Raw genomic sequence first — 20,777 nt, 5'->3', positions numbered from 1 at the left:
CTCTTCCGGGTTGATGTAGGAAGTAAACTCTACCGTACCGTTTACTTTGAGAGAAGGCAAGATCGCATGGCAAGGCGCGGTGAGGAACTACGGCGGCACATCCTGTGGACGGCGAAGGACCTCTTCATCGAGATGGGCTTCGAGCGCACCTCGATGGACGTGGTGGCCGCACGCGCCGAGACGTCGAAGCGATCGCTGTACGCCCACTTCGAGAGCAAGGACAAGCTCTTCCTCGCGGTCGTCGACATCTCGCGCGAGCTCTACCTCGGCAAACTCAAGACGCCCGCCGACTATGGCGAGGACACCACGGACGCGGTCGTCATCTTCTGCGGCCGTTTCCTGCAACTGCTCCTCCGGAAGCCCGCGCTGCGTACCTGCCGCCTGGGCATCGCCGAGGCCGAGCGGCTCCCGGAGGCATCGGCCCAGTTCTACGACGCGATCTTCCACACGGCACACGAGCGGCTGGCGGCGTTCCTGGTCGAGCGGTGCCGGCTCGCACCGCCGGCCGGCGGTGACGCCGCGGACCGGCTGCTCGGCCGCACGGTGTTCCCGCGGCTCTTCCGCGCCCTCCTCGGCGTCGAGGCGCCCCTGGACGAGGGGTCCGACGAGGCCTCACTCGCCGCCGACATCGACCTCGCGCCGATCCGCGCCGCCGTCACCGCACTCCTCCCCTCCCAAGGCACGCCCTGACGCCGGCGGTCACTCGTTCCTGGCGGTCTCCGGTCCGGTGATCCGCCTCAGCAGGGGGAGGGTGGACGCGATGACCCCGAGGGAGACGGCGAGCCCGGCGAGGACCGCCAGGTAGTACGCGGCGCCCGGCGGCCGGAGCGTGTAGTCCAGCTGGGACTTGAGGAACAACTGGGCGGCCAGGAACCCGGTCCCGATCGCCACCACCGCGATGACGAGCAGCGGAACGGCGGTCTCCAGGACGACCACGCGACGTAGCGTGCCGAGCGAGACACCGGTGAGCCGCAGCAGGCTGAAGGGACGTTTGCGGTCGTTCAGACCGCCGGCCACACTCACCGCCAGGCTGCAGCCGGCGATGCACATGCTCACGAGGATCACGACGTCGGCCAGCTGCTTGTAGCCGACGAGCAGCTTCGCGGCGGCCGCGTCCGCACGCTCCTCCGTGACGACGGCGGGTGACCCGTGCAGGGGAAAGTCGTCCACGAGAACGGTCTTCACCTGCTCGACCACCGCACGCGAGCCGTCCGTACGCACCATGATCATCTGGACCGGGAGGCTCTGGAGCCGTTCGGCGGAGATGGCCGCGGTGGCCCAGTTCACGGTGTCCATGGAAGCGTTCGGCCGGCGCTCGAAGCCGAGAAGGGGTGAGACCGACGCCACGTCCGCCCCGGCGGCGCAGTGGCCGAATCCCGGTACGCCGGCCAGTTGCCCGCACGACACCAGCCCGGCCACGACCGGCCGGGGGCCACCGAATGAGATCGTGGTGCCGAGCGGGTTCGTGTGGATCAACGCCACGCCGCTGACTCCCCGCATCGAGCGCAGGGTGCGGAGGACCGCGTCCGTGACCGGGGCGACGTGCGCCTTCGGCACCCCGGGGGTCTCGGTCCAGCCGTCGGAGAAGTCGGCCACCACCGTGTTCCTGGCCGTCGCGTCGCCACTCGGCACTCCGCGTTCGGCGACGAACGTCGTGATCACCCCGATGGCCGTACTCGTGACGAAGAGGGCGAGGACGAGCCCGCTGATGGCGCGGAAGGCCGCGCGCGGATCGTCCGAAAGCCGTCGGGCGGCGATGAGCGTCGCGGGCCGGTCGGCGCGCCGGGCCATGAGACGAGAACCGGCCATCGTCAGCCACGGCCCGGCGTAGACCAGGCCGCCCATCATCAGGAAGATCCCGGTGAGGTACGCCTGGATCTGGCCGTTCGTGCTCTCGGGACGCCGGCCGACGAAGTAGGACAGCTCGGCGATGCCGGCGACGAGCGGGATCAGCCGGTACGCGCGGGGGGCGCGCGGCGTGACGCGACGGCCCACGCCCAGCGGGGAGATCCGCACGCGCCGCAGCGCGATCCGTGCCGCGACCGCCGCCGCCAGCGGGACGCCGAGGGCGACCCCGAGAACGTCGATCAGGTTGAGCGACATGTCGCTCGGGAAGAACGGGTCGCCGGTGAAGGGAAGCGCCGCGAGCGGTACCCGGAACACGAAGAACAGGCCGAAGCCGACGGCCGTACCCGCGACGGCCGCCACCGTCGACTCGACGGCCGAGACCACCGAGACCTGCCGGGGCGTCGCCCCGACCAGGCGCATCGCGGCGAAGCGCTGCTCCCGGCGCGCGGCGGCGAGGCGTGTCGCGGTGCCGATGAAGATGAGTACGGGGAAGAGCAGCGCCGCCGACGTGACGGACAGGATGAGGTCGATGCCGTTGGCGTTGGTGCCGACCTGGCACTCGGCGCAGCTGCTGGGCGTTCTGGTCGCGATGGCGGTGACCTGCCTCGCACCGGGCGCGTGCGAGAGCTCGCCGGGGGTGTGGCCGACGATGACGATCAGCGAGTTCGGGGCGGGCAGTGCCGCCGGGCCGATCGTGCCGACCTGGCTTCCGGGGTAGCGAGCGCCGAGCTCGGCCGGCGGCGCCGTACGCAGCAAGGTGCCGAGGGCCGGCGAGGCGTAGTACTGCCCCGGGCCGGGCAGTCGCGGGATCCCGGGCGGCACCGGTGAGCGTGGACCGGTGGCGGCGACGTCGACCCGGATGATGCTCTTTCCCTGGTAGTGGTCGGTGTCGAGCGTCCCCCAGAGCGGATCCGGTGACGGGGCGGCGTCGGACGCCCCGGAAACCGCGGAGTTGAGCCACGCGTAGCGGGTGTTCTGCGTGTTCACCCCGTTGATGCCGGCCAGCGTGACCAGGAGCAGGCCGACGCCCAGTGCCACGGCGGCGGCGGTGACGACGAGGCGTACGGCGGCCTCCCTGCCGCCGCGCAGCGTGAGGCGGAGACCGAAGCCGATCATGAGGTCGTCCGTACGGCCGAGCGCACCTTTCCGTCGCGGACGATGACCTCGCGGTCGGCGTACGCGGCCACCCGTGGCTCATGGGTGACGAGGATGACGGTGGTGCCCTGCTCGCGGGCCGCGGTGACCAGCAGGTCCATGACGTGCTCGCCGGTGAGCGAGTCGAGCGAGCCGGTCGGCTCGTCCGCGAAGAGGACCTCCGGACGCGCGACCAGCCCGCGAGCGAGCGCGACCCGCTGCGCCTGCCCTCCGGAAAGCTCGCCGGACCTGCGCTTTTCCAGCCCTTCCAGGCCGAGCCGCTCGAACCAGGTGCCGGCCTCCTTCAGCGCCGCCGCCCTTCGGACGCCGCCGAGCAGGAGCGGCAGCGCGATGTTCTCCTCGGTGGTCAGCTCGGGGACGAGCTGGCCGAACTGGAAGACGAACCCGAAGCGGTCCCGGCGCAGGGTGCTGCGTTCGGTCTCTCCCAGGGTGTCGATCCGGCCGCCGTCGAAGTGGATCTCCCCCGTCTTCGGGGTCAGGATCCCGGCCAGGCAGTGGAGCAGCGTCGTCTTACCGGAGCCGCTGGGGCCCATGATCGCCAGAATCTCTCCGGCGGCCACCGAGAGGCTCGCCCCCTGAAGCGCGGGCGTCGGGCCGAACGACAGGACGACGTCACGCGCCTCGATGATGTCACCGGGCGTCGCTTCGGGAGGGGCGGCGGCGCTCATGCCCGCACCTCCGCCGAAGCGCGGGCCCTGCCCGGACCGCACTCCCCTGCCCGGCACCCGGCCGCTCCTTCCTCGGGGGTCGAGGCGCTCATGAGCGCACCTCCGCGGACAGGGCGTCGAGACGGGCGGCGGTCAGGTCGATCCAGCGCAGGTCGGATTCGAGGTGGAACAGGCCGTGGTCGGCGAGGAGCGCGTCGACCAGCCCGCCGGCCCGTTTGGTCTCCGTCAGCTCGCGCATCCGCTGCAGGTGGGCCGCCCGCTGCAGGTCGAGGTAGCGCTCCGCGTCGCGCCCCAGCATCAGCGCGAGTACGACCTTGGCGAACAGCACCGTCTGCAGGTGCGGCTCGGCCGCGACCGGCTCGGTGAGCCATGCCTCGAACTCGGTCGCGCCCTGCTCGGTGATGACATATCGCTTGCGGTCGGGGCCGGACCCGGCCTCTGAGTCCCCGACCACCACCTTCCCGTCGCGGGCCAGCCGGCCGAGGGTGGCGTACACCTGACCGAACGACAGTGGCTTGCCGCGGCCGAAGAAGGCGTCGTAGTCGCGCTTGAGGTCATAGCCATGGCTCGGCTCTCGTTCGAGCAGGCCGAGCAGGGTGAGGGGAACGCTCATGGGAGCAGTATGCGCTAAGCGTATACGTCGCGTCTATACGCCGCGTATACGTCGTTCGCGCGACCGGTCGGGGAGCGCGAGCATTCCCCGACCGGTAGACGCCAGAACGTCGCGATGGGACTTCGTCTAGTGGCGAGCCTCATGCCACGCGTCAGTGGACGCGCCGCGCGCGCTCCTCGGCTGAGCTGCAGTTCGTAGTACGCCGACGGCTGGAGCCGTCTTACCTACCGTGGCCGTCACTCGCCGCCGCCGTCGCCTCCACCGTCGCCACCGTCGCCACCGTCGCCGCCGCCGTCACCGCCATCGGAGCCGCCCGCGTCACCCGAGTCGCCCGAGTCGCCCGCGTCCGATGCGACGCCCGAGTCGCTCGCGTCCGATGCGACGCTGCCCGAGTCACCGCCGCCCGAGCCCGTGTCCACGCTGAACTGGCCGCCGCCACCGCTCGGGGTGGCCGGGCGGGCCGGGGCCTGGGGAGCCGGTTCGTGGTGAGCAGGTGCGGGGGGCGCGGGCTTCGACGGGGTGGACGGCTCGTGCCGGGTCGGGGCCTTCCCGTGGTCCGCCGGGGTCGAAGGCTTCGCCGTCGGGGACGGCGAGTGGGGGTGCGGGGGTGCGCCCGTCCGGTTCGAATTGCCCGGTGGGCTGTGGGGCGGGGAGGGCGGGCGGTCCGGCCAGGGAGAGCCACTTTGCGGGTGATCCTGGTGCCGCCTCGACGGGTTGCTTTCGTCCGCTTCCTTTTTCACCTCGCGGACGAGCGCGTGGACGTCATCGGGCAGGTCGGGCAGGGCCTGGCCACTCGCCTCCACCGCGGGCCTGCGCAGATTCTCCTCGGCTTCCCGGTGACTGCGTTCCTCCTGGGAGAGCTTCCCCGCCTGGCTCTCCAGACCGTTCAAGATCCAGTTCATGTCCTCGCGGGCCGGGCCGGACAACGAGCGCAACGATCCACGGGCCTGGTTCAGCAATCCGAGTTGCTTCTGCGTGTCGGCCAAACTCTCGGCGGCCTGACCGTAGTTCGCCACGAGCGACAAATTCGACCGCAACAGGTTGCGGAGCCGTGTCAGGTCCGACGCGCGCAGGTCAAGACGTTGCAGCAGAGCCCGCAGGCGAGCAGATCGTTTCTCCGGGGGTACGGCCGCGGCGGCGGCTTCGGCCTTGTCGATCTCCGACAGATCGGCGTTGACCTGGGCGAGTACCTTCTTGGCCCGGGGCGCCCACGTCGCGTCCACAACCGTCGCCTGGGGATTGGCCGTACGCGGCCGGGCGGCGGTCTGGTGGGTTCCGGTGCCGCCGGGCGTGAATCCGGTGTCGCCTGGGATCAGCCCCGCCACGACGGCCGACACACCCGCGAGCGCCAGTATCGCGCGGGTGCCTCGCCAGGCGGCCTTCTTCTCCTGCCGGTCCGCGGGACGTACGGGCGCACGGGACGGACTCGTCAGGGATACGACGGACCGCTCGGTGGGCTCCGGCTCCGGGGGCGTCGCGGCCCTGGTCGCGTAGCGAAGCCTGCGAGCCTCTCGGCGATGATCACTACAGCAGTACTTCCGTGGCGGCGCAGCGCCAGGAAACTGAATAATAGGGTTGTCGCAACCCGGCAGCTCACAGGTCTGCGACCCGTTCTCGTCGTTCTGCCCTAGCACCATACAGGTCATTGTTTTTGGCGGTGGCCCGAATAGTCAACAGATGCGTTTACTGGATTTTACGATGCTGCTACCGCCCGTACCCAGGCCTGCGCATTTCGTGATGGAGATCTCGCCCGACACCCGGCGGTCACGTTCCTGGCCTGCGAGGAAAACGCGAACAGTTTGATCGACGCCTGGAATTGAGCATTCGTCCTCCACCACGAGCGGGTGGAATGCCCCGACAGGATCTTCGTTTGGTATCCGTCTTCGCGATTGCTCTGATCGCGGCGAGATCCTCCGCGCTGAGGAAGTTCGGCGCGTCGTCACCACTGGAGTGGGGCGGCCCGGGGCCGCGAACAGAGATGAAAGCAGGAAAACCCCGGCCGAGAGCCGGCCGGACACACGCCCTGGAGGGACGGCGCCCGGCCGACGATCGGTCAGTGCATCATGTGCATGGAAATGTTGGCAGGCGGACTGACGAACCCGATCGAAGCCGGATCGGCGCCCAACTCGCTTGCTCCGGCGGCAACACCTACCATGCCGCCCCAGCCGTAGCCGACAGACTTCGTGGCGGCACTTTGCTCGCCCGTCTTCACGTTGCGCGGCGTCTGCTCGACTCCCCAGACGTTGCCCCACGGTTTGTTCTGGAACGGGTACTGCACGCCTAGATAGGGAGCGATCGCGACCTGATCATCCGGGGGCTTGTTCGGCATATAGTCCACTTCGACCCCGGCCACAACCGGGGTTTCGGGAACGCCCACCTGACCCTGAACAAAATAGGTCACGGTCTTCGGACCAGGTTCGATAGCCGGCGTGACCAGGCCATAGGCCTGAGCGCCAAGACCGAGCCAGGTTCGAACCTTCATGCCGAGGGCATACGGATGGTCCTGATACGTGAGCGCGAGCCCCATACCGACACCGAGAGCGAAGTCCGCACCGACAGTGACCTTGTGACCGATCTCGGTCGGGGTCGGGTCGGTGACCGTGACCCCTGGGACCGCGGCGGCCGCGGCGGCCACGTCCGTGGCAGGATCACCCGGCGTAAGCGTACCGTCGGGATCCGCTGCGACAGACGTGTCCATCGGAGCCGTTGCGGCCTTGGCCAGTGCCTGTGCGTCAGCCACTGCGGCTGTTTCCTCGGGAGTCGCGATCGACACCCCCGGAACCGCCGCGGCCGCAGCCGCCACATCGTCCGTGGCCGGATCTGCCGCGACGGCCGTGTCCGGTGGCGCCGTCACCGCGTTGTCCACCACCGTCCCCGGCACCGCTGCGGCGGCTACCGCGTCGGCACTGGGATCAGTGGTCTGTGCCTCGGCCTGCTGGGCGGCGGTTTCGGTCGCCTGTGCGGTCGCGGTGGCCTCGCCCTGCTGGGCGGAGGCCGCCTCGGCGGCGGTCGGACTGCCCAGCGTGGTGCTGCTGGGATCCGGCGAGCCGACCGAAACGTGGCTGACGGAGATCCCGTCAACGGACGTCGCTTCGCCGTTCACCTTGGTGGACGGGGTGTCACTGCTCGCCTCGGCGGACGAGTCATCACTCGTCGCGTCGTGCGAGGTGGCGACCGACTGGGTGTCGGTGGCCGAGGAGTCCCCGCCGTCGCTGGATGAGGAGGAGTCTCCCGTACCGTCGGACGAACCTCCGTCACCGCCGTCGGATGCTGACGAACCTCCGTCACCGCCGTCGGATGCTGACGAACCTCCGTCACCACCGTCAGACGATGACGAACCGCCGTCACCGCTGGACGACGACGAACCGCCATCGCCACCACTGGACGAACTGGTGCCGGACGAGGACGAACCGCCGTCGCCGCCGGAACCGCCATCGTCGGCATGAGCATTGGTCATGCCCATCAGCAGACCGACGAAGATGCCGGTCACGAAGACTATGGCGAATGTGTAGAAAGTGGCCTTGGCCACACGGCGGCCGATGGACGCGTAACGCCTCACCGACCCTGGACGTCGCGGCTCCTCCGCGACGGTGCTGTCGTACGCCGGGATACCGGCGCCTTGAGCGGTCATGGACATGCTCCTGGAGTGGGGCGACCCGACAGGGCCGCAGACAGAGATGAACGCAGGACAAAACCCGGGTCGCTCCCAAGACGACCCAACCCCGCGCTGCGGCTCTGCAACCACCGCAACAGGGAAACGCATCGCAACCAGGTCAAACAATGCGCCTCTTCACTTCCAGCTCAGACATGGGCTAATGCAACCAAGCACACCAGAAGCGGCAAATAACACTTATCATGACAAGTATTCCTTGACAAGGCATTCCGACTTCAGGGAATCGGCCGGCCTGTGGGCGCCCAAATGTGAACCTCGGATTTAACCTGGGGTTTCTCGACCGGCCTTGCTCTCCCCTGGCGCTCGGATGTCTCCAAGGAAGCGGAGATCCTGGTGCTTCGCCACGCGAGCCCATAAGGCGCGTTTCTGAGGGGCCGCCATCTCGATCGCCCCGCGGCCATGTGGAGCATGCGTGAACAATGACCGGTTCGAGGCCATCGCGCAGTGCGCCTCACTCGTTCAGGCGCTCGGTGAGTGCAAATTGGACCTGACGGGTCGCGGTCGTTCCCATGTCGGTGGCGGCGCGCATGTCGGGGTCGGCGCCCGTGGCCTCCACGCTGACCATGATCAGATCACCGGCGCGTTCCAACAGCGCCGTGGAGTAGGTGCCGGGCTGCGCGATCGCGGCGCGCGCATCGGCCCCCTCGCGCAGCGCGGTGATCTCGGGGCGGGCGGCCACGCGTACCGGATCCTCGTCGCCGACAAACGCAACCTCGTCGTCCCCTAGCGGACGGCGTGGCCGGTCTCCCATGCCCAGACGGCGATGCCGACGCGGTTCCGCGTGCCGAGTTTGGCCTGGATATTGGCGATATGCGTCTTTACGGTCCCGGGGGAGATGAACAGCTCAGCGGCTATGTCGGCGTTGGACCAGCCGGCGGCGACCAGGCGGGCGACCTCGATCTCGCGGCCGGTCAGTGGAGTGTCGCCCGGCGCGTGCCGGGGGCCGGTGATGTGCCGGAGCAGTCGTACGGTGACGGATGGACTGATGAGGCTCTCTCCCGCGACCGCCGCACGTACGGCCTCGACGAGGAGGGCCGGGCCAGAGCGTTTGAGGATGAATCCGGCGGCGCCGCCGCGCAGTGCGGCGTAGACGTACTCGTCCAGGTCGAAGGTCGTCACGACGACGACGCGTGTCGGAGATCCGGTGAGTTGCCGGGTGACCTCGAGGCCGTCCCGGTAGGGCATGCGGATGTCCACCAGCGCCACGTCCGGGCGCAACCGGTGTGCCATGTCGACGGCGGCGAGCCCGTCGGCGGCTTCCCCTACGACGGACATGTCCGGCTGCTGCTCCAGCATCCGCCGGAGCCCGGCACGGACCATCGTCTGGTCGTCGGCGATCATGACTGTGATCACGGGATCCGCCGTCGGGCCGGCAATGTCGCGGTGAGTCGCCAACCGGACAGGTGTGGGCCGGCGTCCAGGGCCCCGCCGAGGACCGCCACGCGTTCGGTGAGCCCGGCCAGTCCCGTACCCCCGGAGGGGCGCTGACGGAGCATGGCCTGGCCGTCGTCCGTCACCTCGATCGACAGCCGGCCCTCCTCGTCCATGGCGAGGACCACGTCGGCCCGGGTGGCGTCCGGCGCGTGCCGGCGCACGTTCGTCAGCGCCTCGACCACGATGCGGTACGCGGTGTCGGCGACCTCGCGAGGCAGGGTGTCCCCGGCGTCCGGGTGGGCGTTCAGGTACGCGCGTGTGGTGCCGGTCGCCGAGAACCTGCCGACCAGTTCGGGCAGGTCGGCGACACCGTGGGTGGCGCGTGGTCGTTCGTGGCCGGCCTCGGTCTCGCGCAGGGCGTGCACGGTCCGGTCCATGGACGACAGTGCCTGCATGCCGGCCTTCTCGATGCTCTGGAGCACGGCCTCGGCCTGTTCGGAGTCGAACGGGCCGGCCAGTAAGGACTGGGCCGCCACGACGATGCCGGTCACGTCGTGGGCGACGAAATCATGCAGGTCACCAGCGAGTTCAAGACGCTGGGCGCGACGGGCCGCCTGGATCGCGGCGTTCTTGCGGTGGTCCAGCAGGCGAAGGTAGCCGCTCACCGCGACGGCGCAGATCACCATGAACGACGCCATGGCACACGGCACGACGGCGTCGTCGAGGCGCGGTGCGGGCTGGCGCAGGGTGAACCGCAGGGGCAGGACGATCGCGGCCGTGGCGGTCAGTGCACCGAGCGGAATCGCGTACCGCGCCGGCGCCCGGCGTATGACCAGCGCCACCTGGACGACCAGCGCGACCAGCTCGACGGCGATCGTCAGGACGACGCGGTGGGAGACCGGGGAAGGTGTCACGAGGTCGGCGGTGAGAGACACGACCGCGGCCAGGCCGGCGAGCGCGGGCGTCCAGCGGGGTCGCCACAGCGCCGCCGGCACCGTGGCCACCGCCGCGGCAGCCATGATCGCCCCGGCCGGTCCCGCGACCGGCGCCAGGCACACCGCGCAAAGGGCGCCCGCCGGCACCTGCCAGAGGGGACTCGATTCTCGCCTGGTCCGCACGGGTTGGATCGTACTGACGCCGTTCTGCCGAGGACATCTGCCGATCGGCGGATGGTGGCGGCGGTCCGCGCTCCGAGAACATGCCGGGGCCGTGATCGAACTCTGGAGGAAGACCGTGCCCCCAACCCGTTTCGCCCCGCCGGTTCCGCGCTGGGTCCGTATGTCGCTGGCGGTTCTCGCGGTGTCGGCGGGGCTCCTGCCGGCGCTGTCCCCGCCCGCGACGGCGTCGCCTCGAATCGTCTGGGGCGAGTGCCCCTTTCCCGTGGGTACGTCCCGTGCCACGTGCGGCACCCTGCGCGTGCCCGTGGACTACCGCCACCCTGGCGGCGCCGCCATCGACATCGCGGTGTCCCGGGTACGGAGTCAGGCCCCGGACAGGCGGCGTGGCGTGCTCGTCATCAACGAAGGGGGTCCGGCCGCGCACCTGGGCGACGCTTCGACGTTCGACCGGCTCGCGCCGCAGAGCCTGCGCGACCGCTACGACGTCGTCAGCTTCGACCAGCGGGGTTTCGGGCACAGCGCGCCGGTGACATGTCGGCTGGATGACCGGCAGCAGCACGAGAACATTCCGTGGCCGGGCACGGGCGGCGTTGCGGGCACCGCGGCGCGGGCGAAGCAGGTGGCGGATCAGTGCGGGCGGTACGGCGGCCCGGTCATGGCCCACATGGGGACCGCGTACGTGGCGCGCGATCTCGACCTGCTCCGGCAGGCGCTGGGTGAGTCGAAGCTCAACTACCTCGGTTATTCGTACGGCACCTACCTCGGTACCGCGTACGCCTCGCTGTTCCCCCGGCACACCGACCGCATGCTCGTCGACGGAGTGGTCGGCCCGTCCATGGCCTGGCGCGATGAGTGGCGTACGAGTCTTGGGCCGGGGGTGGATGAACGGTTCGGCGACTTCGCGCGTTTCGCCGCCGCGGGTTCCTACGGGCTCGGCCGTACCTCGGGTCAGGTGCACGCGCGTTTCGTGGCGCTGGCTCGCGCTCTGGACCGGCGCCCGCTCCAGACGCCTCAGGGGGTCCTGACCGGCGACCAGTTGCGGATGGCCGTCTTCGTCGGGCTCTATGACGACTCGACCTTTCCTTTGCTCGCGTCGCTCGGCCGCGCCGCCCAGCGGCATGACGCCTCTGCCGCCGGCCAGGCGGGTGACTCGTTCCAGCTGTGGTGGCGGGACCCGACGGACAACGACACCGCGGCCAAGTACGGCGTGATCTGCGGCGATGCGCGCTGGCCCCATGACCTCGACGTGTACCGGCGCGACGTACGGGCCGACGCGCGGCGGTATCCGCTGACGGCCGGCGCGGGTTCGAACGTGTGGCCGTGCGCCTTCTGGCCCTATCCGCCGGACGAGACCGTACGGACCAGTCCGCGCGGCTCCCAGATCCTGATCATCAACAACCTTCGCGATCCCGCGACTCCGTACGTGGGCGCGAAGGAGCTTCGTACGGCACTGGGCTCGCGTGCCCGGCTGGTCACCGTCGACCAGGGCGGCCACACCACGTACCTGACGAAGTCCGACCGGTGCGCCAATGACATCGGAACCGCGTACCTCGAGGACGGCCTGTTCCCCGCGGACGACGTCCACTGCCCTGCCCCCTGAGGAGAATCGTCGATGTTCCTTCGTTTGCTGTGCGGTATGGCCGTCGGGTTCACGATCATCGCCGCGCCGCCGACGGGTGCTTCGGGTACCCCGGATGTTCTGCGGCGTGATCTGGATCGGCTGACGGCCGCGGGCGTTCCCGGAGCGCTCGCCGAGGTCCGTGACGCGTCCGGAAGCAGGACGGTGACCAGTGGCGTCGCCGATCTGCACAGCCGCACCCCGGTGCGTCCGGACAGCGCGTTCCGGATCTTCAGTAACACCAAGACCTTCGTCGCCACCGTCGTGCTGCAACTGGTCGCCGAGCACCGGATCGCGCTCGGCGCCCCGGTCGAGCGATACCTGCCCGGCCTGATCCGCGGCAACGGGAACGACGGTCGCCGCGTCACCGTGCGCGAGTTGCTGCAGCACACCAGCGGCCTGGCCGACTACTCCGATGACCTGCCGCTCTTCGCTCCCGGGCAGTTCTTCGTGCACCGTTTCGATCACTTCGGCCCGCGGCAACTGGTCGCGTTGGCGTTGAAGCACCCGCCGGTCGCCACGCCGGGTACGTCATTCTCCTACTCCACGACGAACTACATCGTCGCCGGGCTGCTCGTCGAGAAGGTCACCGGGCGGCCGTACGGGACGGAGATCACAGACCGCATCCTGAGACCGCTGCGGCTGCGGCACACCTATGTCCCGGGTGACCGCCCGGGCATTCCAGGACCGCACGCCCGGGGTTACACGACGATCGACGACAGGCAGGTCGACGCCACCTCGCTGAACCCGTCAGTGGTCTGGGCCGGAGGGGAGATGATCTCCACCGCGGACGATCTGAACAGGTTCTTCGCCGCGCTCCTCCGTGGCTCCCTTCTGCCTCCCGCTCAGCTGGCCCAGATGACGACGACGGTCCCGGCGGACCAGCTGTTCCCCGGCGCCCGTTACGGCCTTGGTCTGATCAACGCACCGCTGAGCTGCGGTGGGAGCTACTGGGCCCATGGCGGAGACGGGCCTGGATTCGAGACGCGTGAGGGCGCGACCCGTGACGGGCGCCAGGTCACCGTGATGCTCAATCAGTCACCGGTATCCCAGGACGTTCTGACCACGGTGGACGACGCACTCTGCCACGGCATGCCGGAGGCGTCGTGACAGCACGGACACCGGCCGCGATCGTGATCGCCGGTGCACTCGCCATGAACGTGGCCTAGATCGCGAGTACCGCCGGTGAGGTGACGCGTGTGGCCTCGTAGGTGCGCCATGCCTTCGCGAGGCGGTGTACGGCCTCGGTCAGTTCGGCGGGCGGGGCGAGAAAGTGCAGGCGCACGTACGGCTCTCCTCCCCCGGAGGCGTCGAGGCCTGCGCCGGGCAATATCGCGACGCGGTGGCGCAGTGCGGTCTGTGCGAACGAGGTTCCGTCGCCGTACGGCAGGCGTACCCACAGCGTCTGCCCGCCACGTACGGGGGGTGCGTCCCAGGTGGGCAGGTGCCGGGCCAGCTCGGCGCGCAGGTGATCGTGGCGCGTCCGCCGCTCGTCGGAGCCGCGCCGACGCGGCTCCGCGAGACGCGGGAGCAGTTCGGCGGCGGCGAGTTGCGCGGGGATGTTGCCGCCCAGGTCATGTACGGCCCGCAACCGCGTCAGCCGCGCGATGAGCGTCTGGGGCGCGCGGATCCAGCCGATGCGCAGCCCGCCCCAGATGACCTTGCTGAGGGATCCGACCGAGATCACCGCGTCCGTGTACGCGGCGAGTGGCGGCGGCGTCTCCTCACCGGGGAAGGCCAGATCGGCGAGGACCTCGTCGTCGATCAGCGGCACGCCGGCCGCCGCGGCCGACTCGGCGATCCGCCGCCGCGGGAGAGCGGGCAGCGTGGCGCCGGTCGGATTGTGGAAGGTCGGAATCAGATATGCCAGTGCCGGCCGATCCGCGCGTAGGGCCTCCTCGAAACCGGTGAGCCCGACCGGCAGCGTACGCGGCACGGCCGCCTCCTCGCGGAACACTTCCAGTGCGCCGGGATAGGTAGGTGCCTCGACCAGCACCCGGTCGCCGGGTTCGATGAGGGCGCGGGCGAGCAGCGACAGCGCCTGCTGGCCTCCGCCGGTGATGAAGATCCGGTCCGGCCCGGTGGGTACTCCGCGCCGCCCGTAGCGGTCGGCGACCGCGCGGCGCAGTGCTGGGTGGCCGGCCGGATGGTAGCCGAGGTCGCCCGTGGTCGCCGCCAGCTCGGGCAGGATCCGTTCGTAGGCCTCGACCAGCTCCGGCGGCGGGCCGGCGGGCGCGGCGCAGGCGAGCATGATCGCGCCGTCGTGGGGTTCGAGCAGGTGGAGGAAGACCGGCGCGGCGGTTGTGTCGGGCCTCGTTCTGCCGCCGGTTCCGGCCACACGGGTGCCGCTGCCCTGCCGCCGGACGATCCGCCGCTCGTCGCGCAGCAGGTCATACGCTGCCACGACCGTGTTCCGCCCGACCGCGAGGGCCGAGGCGAGCGTCCGGTCCGGCGGCAGCCGCATACCCGGCGGCAGCTCGCCGTCGTCGATCAGGCGGCGGAGCCGGGCGGCGAGGAGCAGGTGCAGCGGCCCGCGTCCGGCCGACCAGCGGCCCAGCAGTCCCAGCAAATCGATTGGCTCCATATGCGGGCCAATTGTGCCGAATTGGCGCTGGGAGCGCCATCGGTACTCCCCCGAGGATGGATCGCATGACAACGCCATCCGAGACAGAGCCGGTGTCGATCAGCGAAGTGATCGGATCCCTGACGGGCCCCTGGCAGCCGCGCGACCTGGTGACGGCGAACGACGCGGTCGTACGCGTCGCCCGGTTCGAGGGCGAGTTCCCCTGGCACGTGCACGAGGAGGACGAGCTGTTCCTCTGCTGGGACGGGAGCTTCCGCATCGAGCTGGAGAACCGCGAGCCGGTCACGCTCGACGCGGGCGAGCTGTTCGTCGTACCAAAGGGCACCCGGCACCGCCCCGTGGCCGCACAGCCCGCCCACGCGCTCATGCTCGAACGCCCCGAGACCAAGCAGTACGGAAACTAGGGGGCGCGTCACCCGAAGAACGCGGGCCCGTCAGGAAAGTACGGTCACGGTCGAGCCCGTGCGGGTCTTGCTCACGTGTAGCTGGGCGGTGACGCGGGTGCGCAGCTCGGCGACGTGGCTGACGATGCCGACGGCGCGGCCGCCGTCGCGCAACGCGTCGAGGACCTCCATCACCTCGTCCAGGGTGTCCTCGTCCAAGGTGCCGAAGCCCTCGTCCACGAAGAGGGTGCCGATCTCGGCGCCGCCCGCCTCCATCGTCACCACGTCCGCCAGGCCCAGGGCCAGCGCCAGGGACGTGATGAACGTCTCGCCGCCCGACAGGGTGCCCGGCTCGCGGTGCCGGCCGGTCCAGCCGTCGATGACGCGCAGGCCCAGGCCGCCGGTGCCGTGGCCGCGGGCGCCCGCGACCTTGTCGACCGTGTGTTCCAGGGAGTAGCGGGTGCCCGACATCTTGGCGAGGCGTTCGTTCGCGGCGGCGACGACCTGTTCGAGGCGTGCCGCGAGGACGTACGCGGACAGGCGCATGCGGGTGCGGTTCGCCGTCGGGTCGCCTGACGTCAGGGCGGCCACGCGTACGGCCAGGGCGTGGCGTTCGGCGGCGGGCAGCCACGCCAGAGCCCGGGTGCGCAGCTCGGTGGCGAGCGTGACCAGGCGTGAGCGGCGGTGCTCGAAACGGTCGTGGGCGGATCCGGCGGACCGGTGGTGCTCCTCGGCCCGGGCCAGCGAGGCCTCCACCGACGCCAGGTCCGGCCGGGGCCGGGAGGCGGCGGCCACAAGCTCGGGGTCTTCGAGCAGCTCGGCGACCCTGGCCTCCTCGTCGTCGTGCTCCTTGACCTGGCGCAGCAGCTCCTGGCGTGTGCCGTCGTCCAGAGCGGCGGCACGCGCGGCCTCGGCCGAGGCGAAGCCCTCCTCCGACGCCGCCACGGCGGCCTCGGCCAGCGCCGTGCCCGCGTCCTCGGCCGCCGCGCGAAGCTGGTCGGTCGCGGCGGCCGTGTCGCGGAGCAGCGCGGCCTCCCGGTCGAGCCGGAAGATGCGCGCGTCCAGTGTCGGGTCGTCGCCGCGCGCGGCGACGATGCCGCCGCGCAGGCGTTCGGCCTCCTCGGACAGGCCGGTGCGGTAGGTGAGATTTGCGGCCAGGGTGGTCTGGAGCTCCCCGTGCCGGTCGCGCGCCTCCTCGAACTCCGCCTCGACGCGCCGCATCTCGTCCTCGATGCGTGAGATGTCGTCCTCGGCACCGCCCAGTCCGGCCAGCTCCTCGCGGGCGGCCTCCAGCGCGGCGGCCAGCTCCGCCTCCGTCGCGTCGCCGGCCTGGTCGGCGGCCCCGGCCAGCTCGGCGGCGAGCTGGGTGACGCGGTTGCCGGTCTCCTCGCGCCGTGTCTGGGCCTCCTCGTAGGCGGCGGCCGCGGCGTCCTCGGCCTCCTCGCCGGGACCCGAGCCGCCGGTGTGGGCCGGTGAGGGATGCTCGGCGGACCCGCAGACCCGGCACGGCTCGCCCGGTGAGAGATCACGGGCCAGCGACGCGGCCATGCCCTCCAGCCGCGCCTGGCGAATCTCCTGTGCCACCTCGCGGGCGGCCTGTGCCGCGTCGACGGCCTCGCGCTGGACGGCCTCGGCCTCGGCGAGCGACGCCGCGAGCGAGTCGCGCAGCCGCGAGGACTCCAGCCGGGCGGCGGCCGACTCGACCGCGGACCCGGCCATCGGCAGGGCGGCGGCACGTGCGCGCGCCTGGTCGAGCTCCTCGCGCAGGATCGTGCGGTAGGCCGGCGACTCGGTCAGGAAGAGCGCCAGCTCCGCCTCGGCGGTCTCCAGCGCGTCGGCCTCGTCCGCGGCCGTACGGAGCCGGGCGCCGATCTCGGTCAGCCGTGCCTCGTCGTCGCGCCGCTGGGCGAGCTCGACCAGCTCGTCGCGGCGTGCGCGTTCTTCCTTGCGCATCAGGTCGGCGTCGACGTCCTCGGCCACCAGCGTGCCGAGCAGGGCCCGGCGGCGGGCGACCACCGCCGCGACCTCCTCGTGGCGGGCGGCGCGGGCGGTGGCGACCTGCAGCAACGGCAGGACCCGTCCGGCGCGCTCCCCCGCGCGCAGCCGGTCGGTGAGCGCGGCGCGCGAGTCGGCACGCGAGGCGAGAGCGGCCGCGCGCGAGCGGGCGTCGGCGTGACGCTCCTGACGGGCGGCCAGCGAATGGGCGTCTTCGGCGGCGCTCCGTGCCGCGTCGCGGGCGGCGGTCGCGGCGGTCAGCTCGCCGGTGAGAGCGGCGACGGCGTCCGCGAGGTGGCCGGACAGCTCCGTCGCCCAGCCGGCCAGGGCGTCGGGCTCCAGGTCGGGGCGTACGGCTCCGGCCGCCTCGGCGGCGCGGTCGGCGACCGACTCGGCCGCGAGCCGCAGCTCGTCGGCCTCGCGCCGTGCCTCCGCCCGGTGGTCGGACAGCCAGGCCTCGACCTGCGCGAAGACCTCGGTGGCGAAGAGCTTTTCGAGCACGGCGCGGCGGTCCTCGGCGCCGGAGCGCAGGAACGCCGCGAAGTCGCCCTGCGGCAGCAGCACCACCTGGCAGAACTGCTCCGCGGACATACCCAGCAGGTCGGTCACGAGCTGGCCCGCCTCGTCGAACCGGGTCGACCAGGTCTCCCACTCGCCGCCGCGCCACTCCTGGAGCAGGACCTTGGCCTTCTGCTCGGTGGTGCCCTCACCGCGGAGCTTCGGCCGCTCCCAGCGCGGTGACCGCGTGAGCCTGAAACGCCGCCCGCGGATCGTCACGTCGAGGACGACCTCGGGCGAGCGGTCCGGCGGTGCGTGCTGGCTGCGCAGGTCCTTGGCGTCGTTGCGGACGCTCGGCACCCGGCCGTACAGGGCGAAGCAGACGGCGTCGAGCACGCTCGTCTTGCCCGCCCCGGTCGGCCCGTGGATGAGGAACAGGCCCGCGTTCGACAGCGTCTCGAAGTCGATCTCCTCGGTCCCCGCGTACGGGCCGAAGGCGGTGATCGTGAGGTGGTGCAGCCTCAACGGCCCGCCTCCGCCCGGCGGAAGCTCTCGAACGCCTCGTGCAGCAGCTCGCGCTCCTCCAGCGAGGCGGCGGAGCCGCGCACCTCGCGTACGAAGTCGTAGGCGATCTCGACCTCGGACCGGTCGCGGATGCGCTCGGCCCAGCCGCGATCGTCGCCGGCGGCCCCGCCGTCGGGCTCGAAGGCCAGCGCCAGCGTGTGCGGGAACCTCCTCCGCAGCCGGTCCATCGCCCCGGCGGGCCGGGCGGGGTCGGTCAGCGTGACCTGGAGCCAGTGGTCCTCGTAGGCGGACCAGCTCTCGCCGGTCAGCAGGTCGTCGAGCCGCCCGCGGACGCGCGCCGCACGGCGCGGCACCGGCGCCTCGACGAACTCGGCACGTACGGTCTCGCCGAGGTCGACCAGCCAGGCGCCCTTGACCTGGTGCTCCTCGGAGAAGGAGTACGCCAGCGGAGAGCCGGAGTAGCGCACGGTCTCCGACATGCACTGGCGTCCGTGCAGGTGGCCGAGGGCGACATAGTCGACGCCGTCGAACACGCTCATCGGCACGCTCGCGACGCCGCCGACGGAGATGTCGCGCTCGCTGTCGCTGGCCTCTCCCCCGGTCACGAACGCGTGCGCGAGCACCACGGACCGCCCGCCGCGCGTGGCGAGGTCGGCGCGTACGCGCGCCATGGCCTCGGTCAGCGCGGCCGTGTGGCCGCGCTCGGGCAGCTCCCACCGGCTGCGTACGACCTCGGGCTCGAGGTAGGGGATGCCGTAGACGGCCGTGCCGTCGCCGAGGACGACGGGGTCGCCCACGCTCCGCGGGTCGGCCCGCAGGTGGACACCGGCCGCGTCCATCAGGCCCGAGCCGAAGCCGAGCCGCTGGGCCGAGTCGTGGTTGCCGCTGATGATGACGACCTGGACCTTTTCGGCGGCCAGGCGCCTCAGGGCCTCGTCGCACAGGGCGACCGCGTCGACCGGCGGAAGCGCGCGGTCGTACAGGTCACCGGAGACGAGCACGGCGTCGACACCCTCCGAGCGCACGGTCTCGACCAGATGGTCGACGTAGCGCGCCTGGGCCCCGAGCATGTCCTCCCGGTGGAAGGACCGGCCGAGGTGCCAGTCGGAGGTGTGCAGCAACCGCATGAGGCCGGAAGCTAACAGCCCCCACCGACAACATCTCTCTCACACGCCGCGTGATGCCGCTTTGACATCTTTCGCGCGATCCCGGATCGCCGGTGGACAAAGCCGGGGCCGTACCGCGAAGATGCCAAGCAAGCGCTCGATTACTCCCTCCCGCCTCCGGAGGTACGGCAATGCTGCAGCACGATCAGCTCTTCATCGGCGGCGAGTGGGTCTCGCCCGCCGGCACCGGCACCATCGACGTCGTCTCGCCGCACACCGAAGAGGTGATCGGCCGCGTACCCGACGCGACGCCCGCCGACATGGACCGCGCGGTCGCCGCCGCGCGCGAGGCGTTCGACAACGGGCCGTGGCCGCGCATGGAGCCCGCCGAACGCAAGGCGATCGTCGCCCGGCTGACCGCGCTCTTCGGCGAGGGCCTGGCCGACATGTCCGCGCTCATCACCGAGGAGATGGGCTCGCCGATCTCGTTCTCCCAGCTCGGCCAGACCGGGCAGGCGCACGCGGTGTACACCTACTTCAGCGAGCTGGACATCACCTGGGAGGAGGAGCGCGCGGGGATGCTCGGGCCGGTGACGGTACGCCGCGAACCGGTCGGCGTCGTCGCGGCGATCGTGCCGTGGAACGTCCCGCAGTTCATCATCGCCCTCAAGCTCGCCCCCGCGCTCATCGCCGGCTGCACCATCGTGATCAAGCCAGCGCCCGAGACGCCGCTGGACGCGTACCCGCTCGCCGACATGCTGACCGAGGCGGGCGTCCCCAAGGGCGTCGTCAGCATCGTCGCGGCCGGCCGGGAGACCGGAGAGCACCTCGTACGCCACCCCGGCGTGGACAAGGTCGCGTTCACCGGTTCGACGGCGGCGGGCCGTACGATCGGCGCCATCTGCGGTGAGCAGCTCAAACGCTGCACCCTCGAACTCGGCGGCAAGTCCGCCGCGATCATCCTGGACGACGCCGACCTGGCCTCCACCATGGGCTGGCTGAAGATGGCGTCGCTGATGAACAACGGCCAGGCCTGCGTCGCGCAGACCCGCATCCTCGCGTCGCGTTCCCGGTACGACGAAGTGGTCGGCGCGCTGACCGAGACCGTACGGAGCATGCCCGTCGGCGACCCCGCGGACCCCGCGAACGAGATCGGCCCCCTCGTGGCCGAACGCCAGCGCGAACGCGTCGAGAACTACATCCGCGTCGGCCAGGAAGAGGGCGCCAAGGTAGCGCTCGGCGGCTCCGGGCGGCCGCACGACCGCGGCTGGTACGTCACGCCGACCGTGTTCACGGGCGTCACCAACGACATGCGGATCGCACGCGAGGAGATCTTCGGCCCGGTCCTGTCGGTGATCCCGTACGACGACGAGGCCGACGCCGTGCGCATCGCGAACGACAGTGACTACGGCCTGGCCGGTACGGTCTGGACCGCCGACAGCGACCGTGGCCTGGACATCGCCCGGCGGGTACGCACCGGCACCTACGGGGTCAACACCTACATGATCGAGTCGTCGTCGCCGTTCGGCGGATACAAGAACAGCGGCGTCGGCCGCGAACTCGGCCCGGAGGGCCTGGGCGCATACCTGGAGTACAAGTCGATCGCCCGCCTGGGCTGA

16 protein-coding genes are annotated in these 20,777 nt (G+C 71.1%); 5 read left to right on the top strand and 11 right to left on the bottom strand.

Annotated elements, in window-relative coordinates; translation table 11 throughout:
* Positions 1-66 precede the first annotated feature (66 nt).
* Complete coding sequence (locus FB559_RS28595; RefSeq protein WP_141959413.1) at positions 67-690, top strand: TetR/AcrR family transcriptional regulator; 624 nt, start codon at positions 67-69, stop codon at positions 688-690.
* Positions 691-699: 9 nt separating this feature from the next.
* Here FB559_RS28595 and FB559_RS28590 read toward each other — a convergent pair whose 3' ends face one another.
* The 8 genes from FB559_RS28590 to FB559_RS28555 form a co-directional block, all read right to left on the bottom strand.
* Positions 700-2,964, bottom strand: a complete 2,265-nt coding sequence (locus FB559_RS28590; RefSeq protein WP_141959411.1) for an ABC transporter permease — start codon at positions 2,962-2,964, stop codon at positions 700-702.
* The gene (locus FB559_RS28585; RefSeq protein ID WP_141959409.1) at positions 2,961-3,671 is read right to left on the bottom strand and encodes an ABC transporter ATP-binding protein; all 711 of its coding nucleotides are present in this window, start codon (positions 3,669-3,671) and stop codon (positions 2,961-2,963) included. The genes FB559_RS28590 and FB559_RS28585 overlap by 4 nt, the downstream gene beginning before the upstream one ends.
* An 88-nt stretch (positions 3,672-3,759) precedes the next feature.
* The gene (locus tag FB559_RS28580) at positions 3,760-4,284 is read right to left on the bottom strand and encodes a PadR family transcriptional regulator (protein ID WP_141959407.1); all 525 of its coding nucleotides are present in this window, start codon (positions 4,282-4,284) and stop codon (positions 3,760-3,762) included.
* Positions 4,285-4,520: 236 nt separating this feature from the next.
* Entirely contained in the window at positions 4,521-5,621 is a 1,101-nt protein-coding gene (locus tag FB559_RS28575; RefSeq protein ID WP_141959405.1) for a hypothetical protein, read from the bottom strand.
* 716 nt (positions 5,622-6,337) lie between these two features.
* The gene (locus FB559_RS28570) at positions 6,338-7,915 is read right to left on the bottom strand and encodes a hypothetical protein (RefSeq protein ID WP_141959403.1); all 1,578 of its coding nucleotides are present in this window, start codon (positions 7,913-7,915) and stop codon (positions 6,338-6,340) included.
* A 493-nt stretch (positions 7,916-8,408) separates the two neighbouring features.
* Positions 8,409-8,636, bottom strand: a complete 228-nt coding sequence (locus FB559_RS44880) for a hypothetical protein (protein WP_221640214.1) — start codon at positions 8,634-8,636, stop codon at positions 8,409-8,411.
* Between the two features lie 44 nt (positions 8,637-8,680).
* Positions 8,681-9,298 carry a response regulator gene (locus FB559_RS28560; protein WP_141961980.1) on the bottom strand — a complete coding sequence of 206 codons (618 nt, stop codon included), beginning with the start codon at positions 9,296-9,298 and terminating at the stop codon, positions 8,681-8,683.
* A gap of 8 nt (positions 9,299-9,306) precedes the next feature.
* On the bottom strand, positions 9,307-10,449 hold the full coding sequence (locus FB559_RS28555; RefSeq protein ID WP_185792439.1) for a sensor histidine kinase: 1,143 nt from the start codon (positions 10,447-10,449) through the stop codon (positions 9,307-9,309).
* A 115-nt stretch (positions 10,450-10,564) separates the two neighbouring features.
* Here FB559_RS28555 and FB559_RS28550 point away from each other — a divergent pair, with 115 nt between their 5' ends.
* Both FB559_RS28550 and FB559_RS28545 read left to right on the top strand, forming a co-directional pair.
* On the top strand, positions 10,565-12,049 hold the full coding sequence (locus FB559_RS28550) for an alpha/beta hydrolase (protein WP_185792438.1): 1,485 nt from the start codon (positions 10,565-10,567) through the stop codon (positions 12,047-12,049).
* A gap of 12 nt (positions 12,050-12,061) precedes the next feature.
* The gene (locus tag FB559_RS28545; protein WP_141959397.1) at positions 12,062-13,177 is read left to right on the top strand and encodes a serine hydrolase domain-containing protein; all 1,116 of its coding nucleotides are present in this window, start codon (positions 12,062-12,064) and stop codon (positions 13,175-13,177) included.
* 55 nt (positions 13,178-13,232) lie between these two features.
* Here the strand turns inward: FB559_RS28545 and FB559_RS28540 are convergent, their stop codons facing one another.
* Entirely contained in the window at positions 13,233-14,651 is a 1,419-nt protein-coding gene (locus FB559_RS28540) for an aminotransferase-like domain-containing protein (protein WP_141959395.1), read from the bottom strand.
* Positions 14,652-14,716: 65 nt separating this feature from the next.
* On the opposite strand from FB559_RS28540, the gene FB559_RS28535 reads away from it, so the two are divergent.
* Positions 14,717-15,055, top strand: a complete 339-nt coding sequence (locus tag FB559_RS28535) for a cupin domain-containing protein (RefSeq protein ID WP_246122141.1) — start codon at positions 14,717-14,719, stop codon at positions 15,053-15,055.
* Positions 15,056-15,085: 30 nt separating this feature from the next.
* Here the strand turns inward: FB559_RS28535 and FB559_RS28530 are convergent, their stop codons facing one another.
* Positions 15,086-18,052: an AAA family ATPase gene (locus FB559_RS28530; RefSeq protein WP_141959391.1), complete on the bottom strand. Its 2,967-nt coding sequence runs from the start codon at positions 18,050-18,052 to the stop codon at positions 15,086-15,088.
* The gene (locus FB559_RS28525) at positions 18,049-19,179 is read right to left on the bottom strand and encodes an exonuclease SbcCD subunit D (RefSeq protein WP_141959389.1); all 1,131 of its coding nucleotides are present in this window, start codon (positions 19,177-19,179) and stop codon (positions 18,049-18,051) included. The genes FB559_RS28530 and FB559_RS28525 overlap by 4 nt, the downstream gene beginning before the upstream one ends.
* A 170-nt stretch (positions 19,180-19,349) precedes the next feature.
* On the opposite strand from FB559_RS28525, the gene FB559_RS28520 reads away from it, so the two are divergent.
* Positions 19,350-20,777, top strand: coding sequence for an aldehyde dehydrogenase (locus tag FB559_RS28520; protein WP_141959387.1), 1,428 nt, complete (start codon positions 19,350-19,352; stop codon positions 20,775-20,777).

The organism is Actinoallomurus bryophytorum (genome assembly GCF_006716425.1).
In the GTDB taxonomy this organism is placed as follows: Bacteria; Actinomycetota; Actinomycetes; order Streptosporangiales; family Streptosporangiaceae; genus Actinoallomurus; species Actinoallomurus bryophytorum.
The sequence above is the reverse complement of the archived record's forward strand: the minus strand, read 5'-3'. Positions and strand labels throughout refer to the sequence as shown.

Coding starts and splice junctions, on each gene's coding strand:
- FB559_RS28545 (WP_141959397.1), top strand. CDS start 12,062: ATGTTCCTTCGTTTGCTGTGCGGTATGGCCGTCGGGTTCACGATCATC.
- FB559_RS28525 (WP_141959389.1), bottom strand. CDS start 19,179: ATGCGGTTGCTGCACACCTCCGACTGGCACCTCGGCCGGTCCTTCCAC.
- FB559_RS28540 (WP_141959395.1), bottom strand. CDS start 14,651: ATGGAGCCAATCGATTTGCTGGGACTGCTGGGCCGCTGGTCGGCCGGA.
- FB559_RS28580 (WP_141959407.1), bottom strand. CDS start 4,284: ATGAGCGTTCCCCTCACCCTGCTCGGCCTGCTCGAACGAGAGCCGAGC.
- FB559_RS28560 (WP_141961980.1), bottom strand. CDS start 9,298: ATGATCGCCGACGACCAGACGATGGTCCGTGCCGGGCTCCGGCGGATG.
- FB559_RS28585 (WP_141959409.1), bottom strand. CDS start 3,671: ATGAGCGCCGCCGCCCCTCCCGAAGCGACGCCCGGTGACATCATCGAG.
- FB559_RS28595 (WP_141959413.1), top strand. CDS start 67: ATGGCAAGGCGCGGTGAGGAACTACGGCGGCACATCCTGTGGACGGCG.
- FB559_RS28570 (WP_141959403.1), bottom strand. CDS start 7,915: ATGACCGCTCAAGGCGCCGGTATCCCGGCGTACGACAGCACCGTCGCG.
- FB559_RS28590 (WP_141959411.1), bottom strand. CDS start 2,964: ATGATCGGCTTCGGTCTCCGCCTCACGCTGCGCGGCGGCAGGGAGGCC.
- FB559_RS28520 (WP_141959387.1), top strand. CDS start 19,350: ATGCTGCAGCACGATCAGCTCTTCATCGGCGGCGAGTGGGTCTCGCCC.
- FB559_RS28535 (WP_246122141.1), top strand. CDS start 14,717: ATGACAACGCCATCCGAGACAGAGCCGGTGTCGATCAGCGAAGTGATC.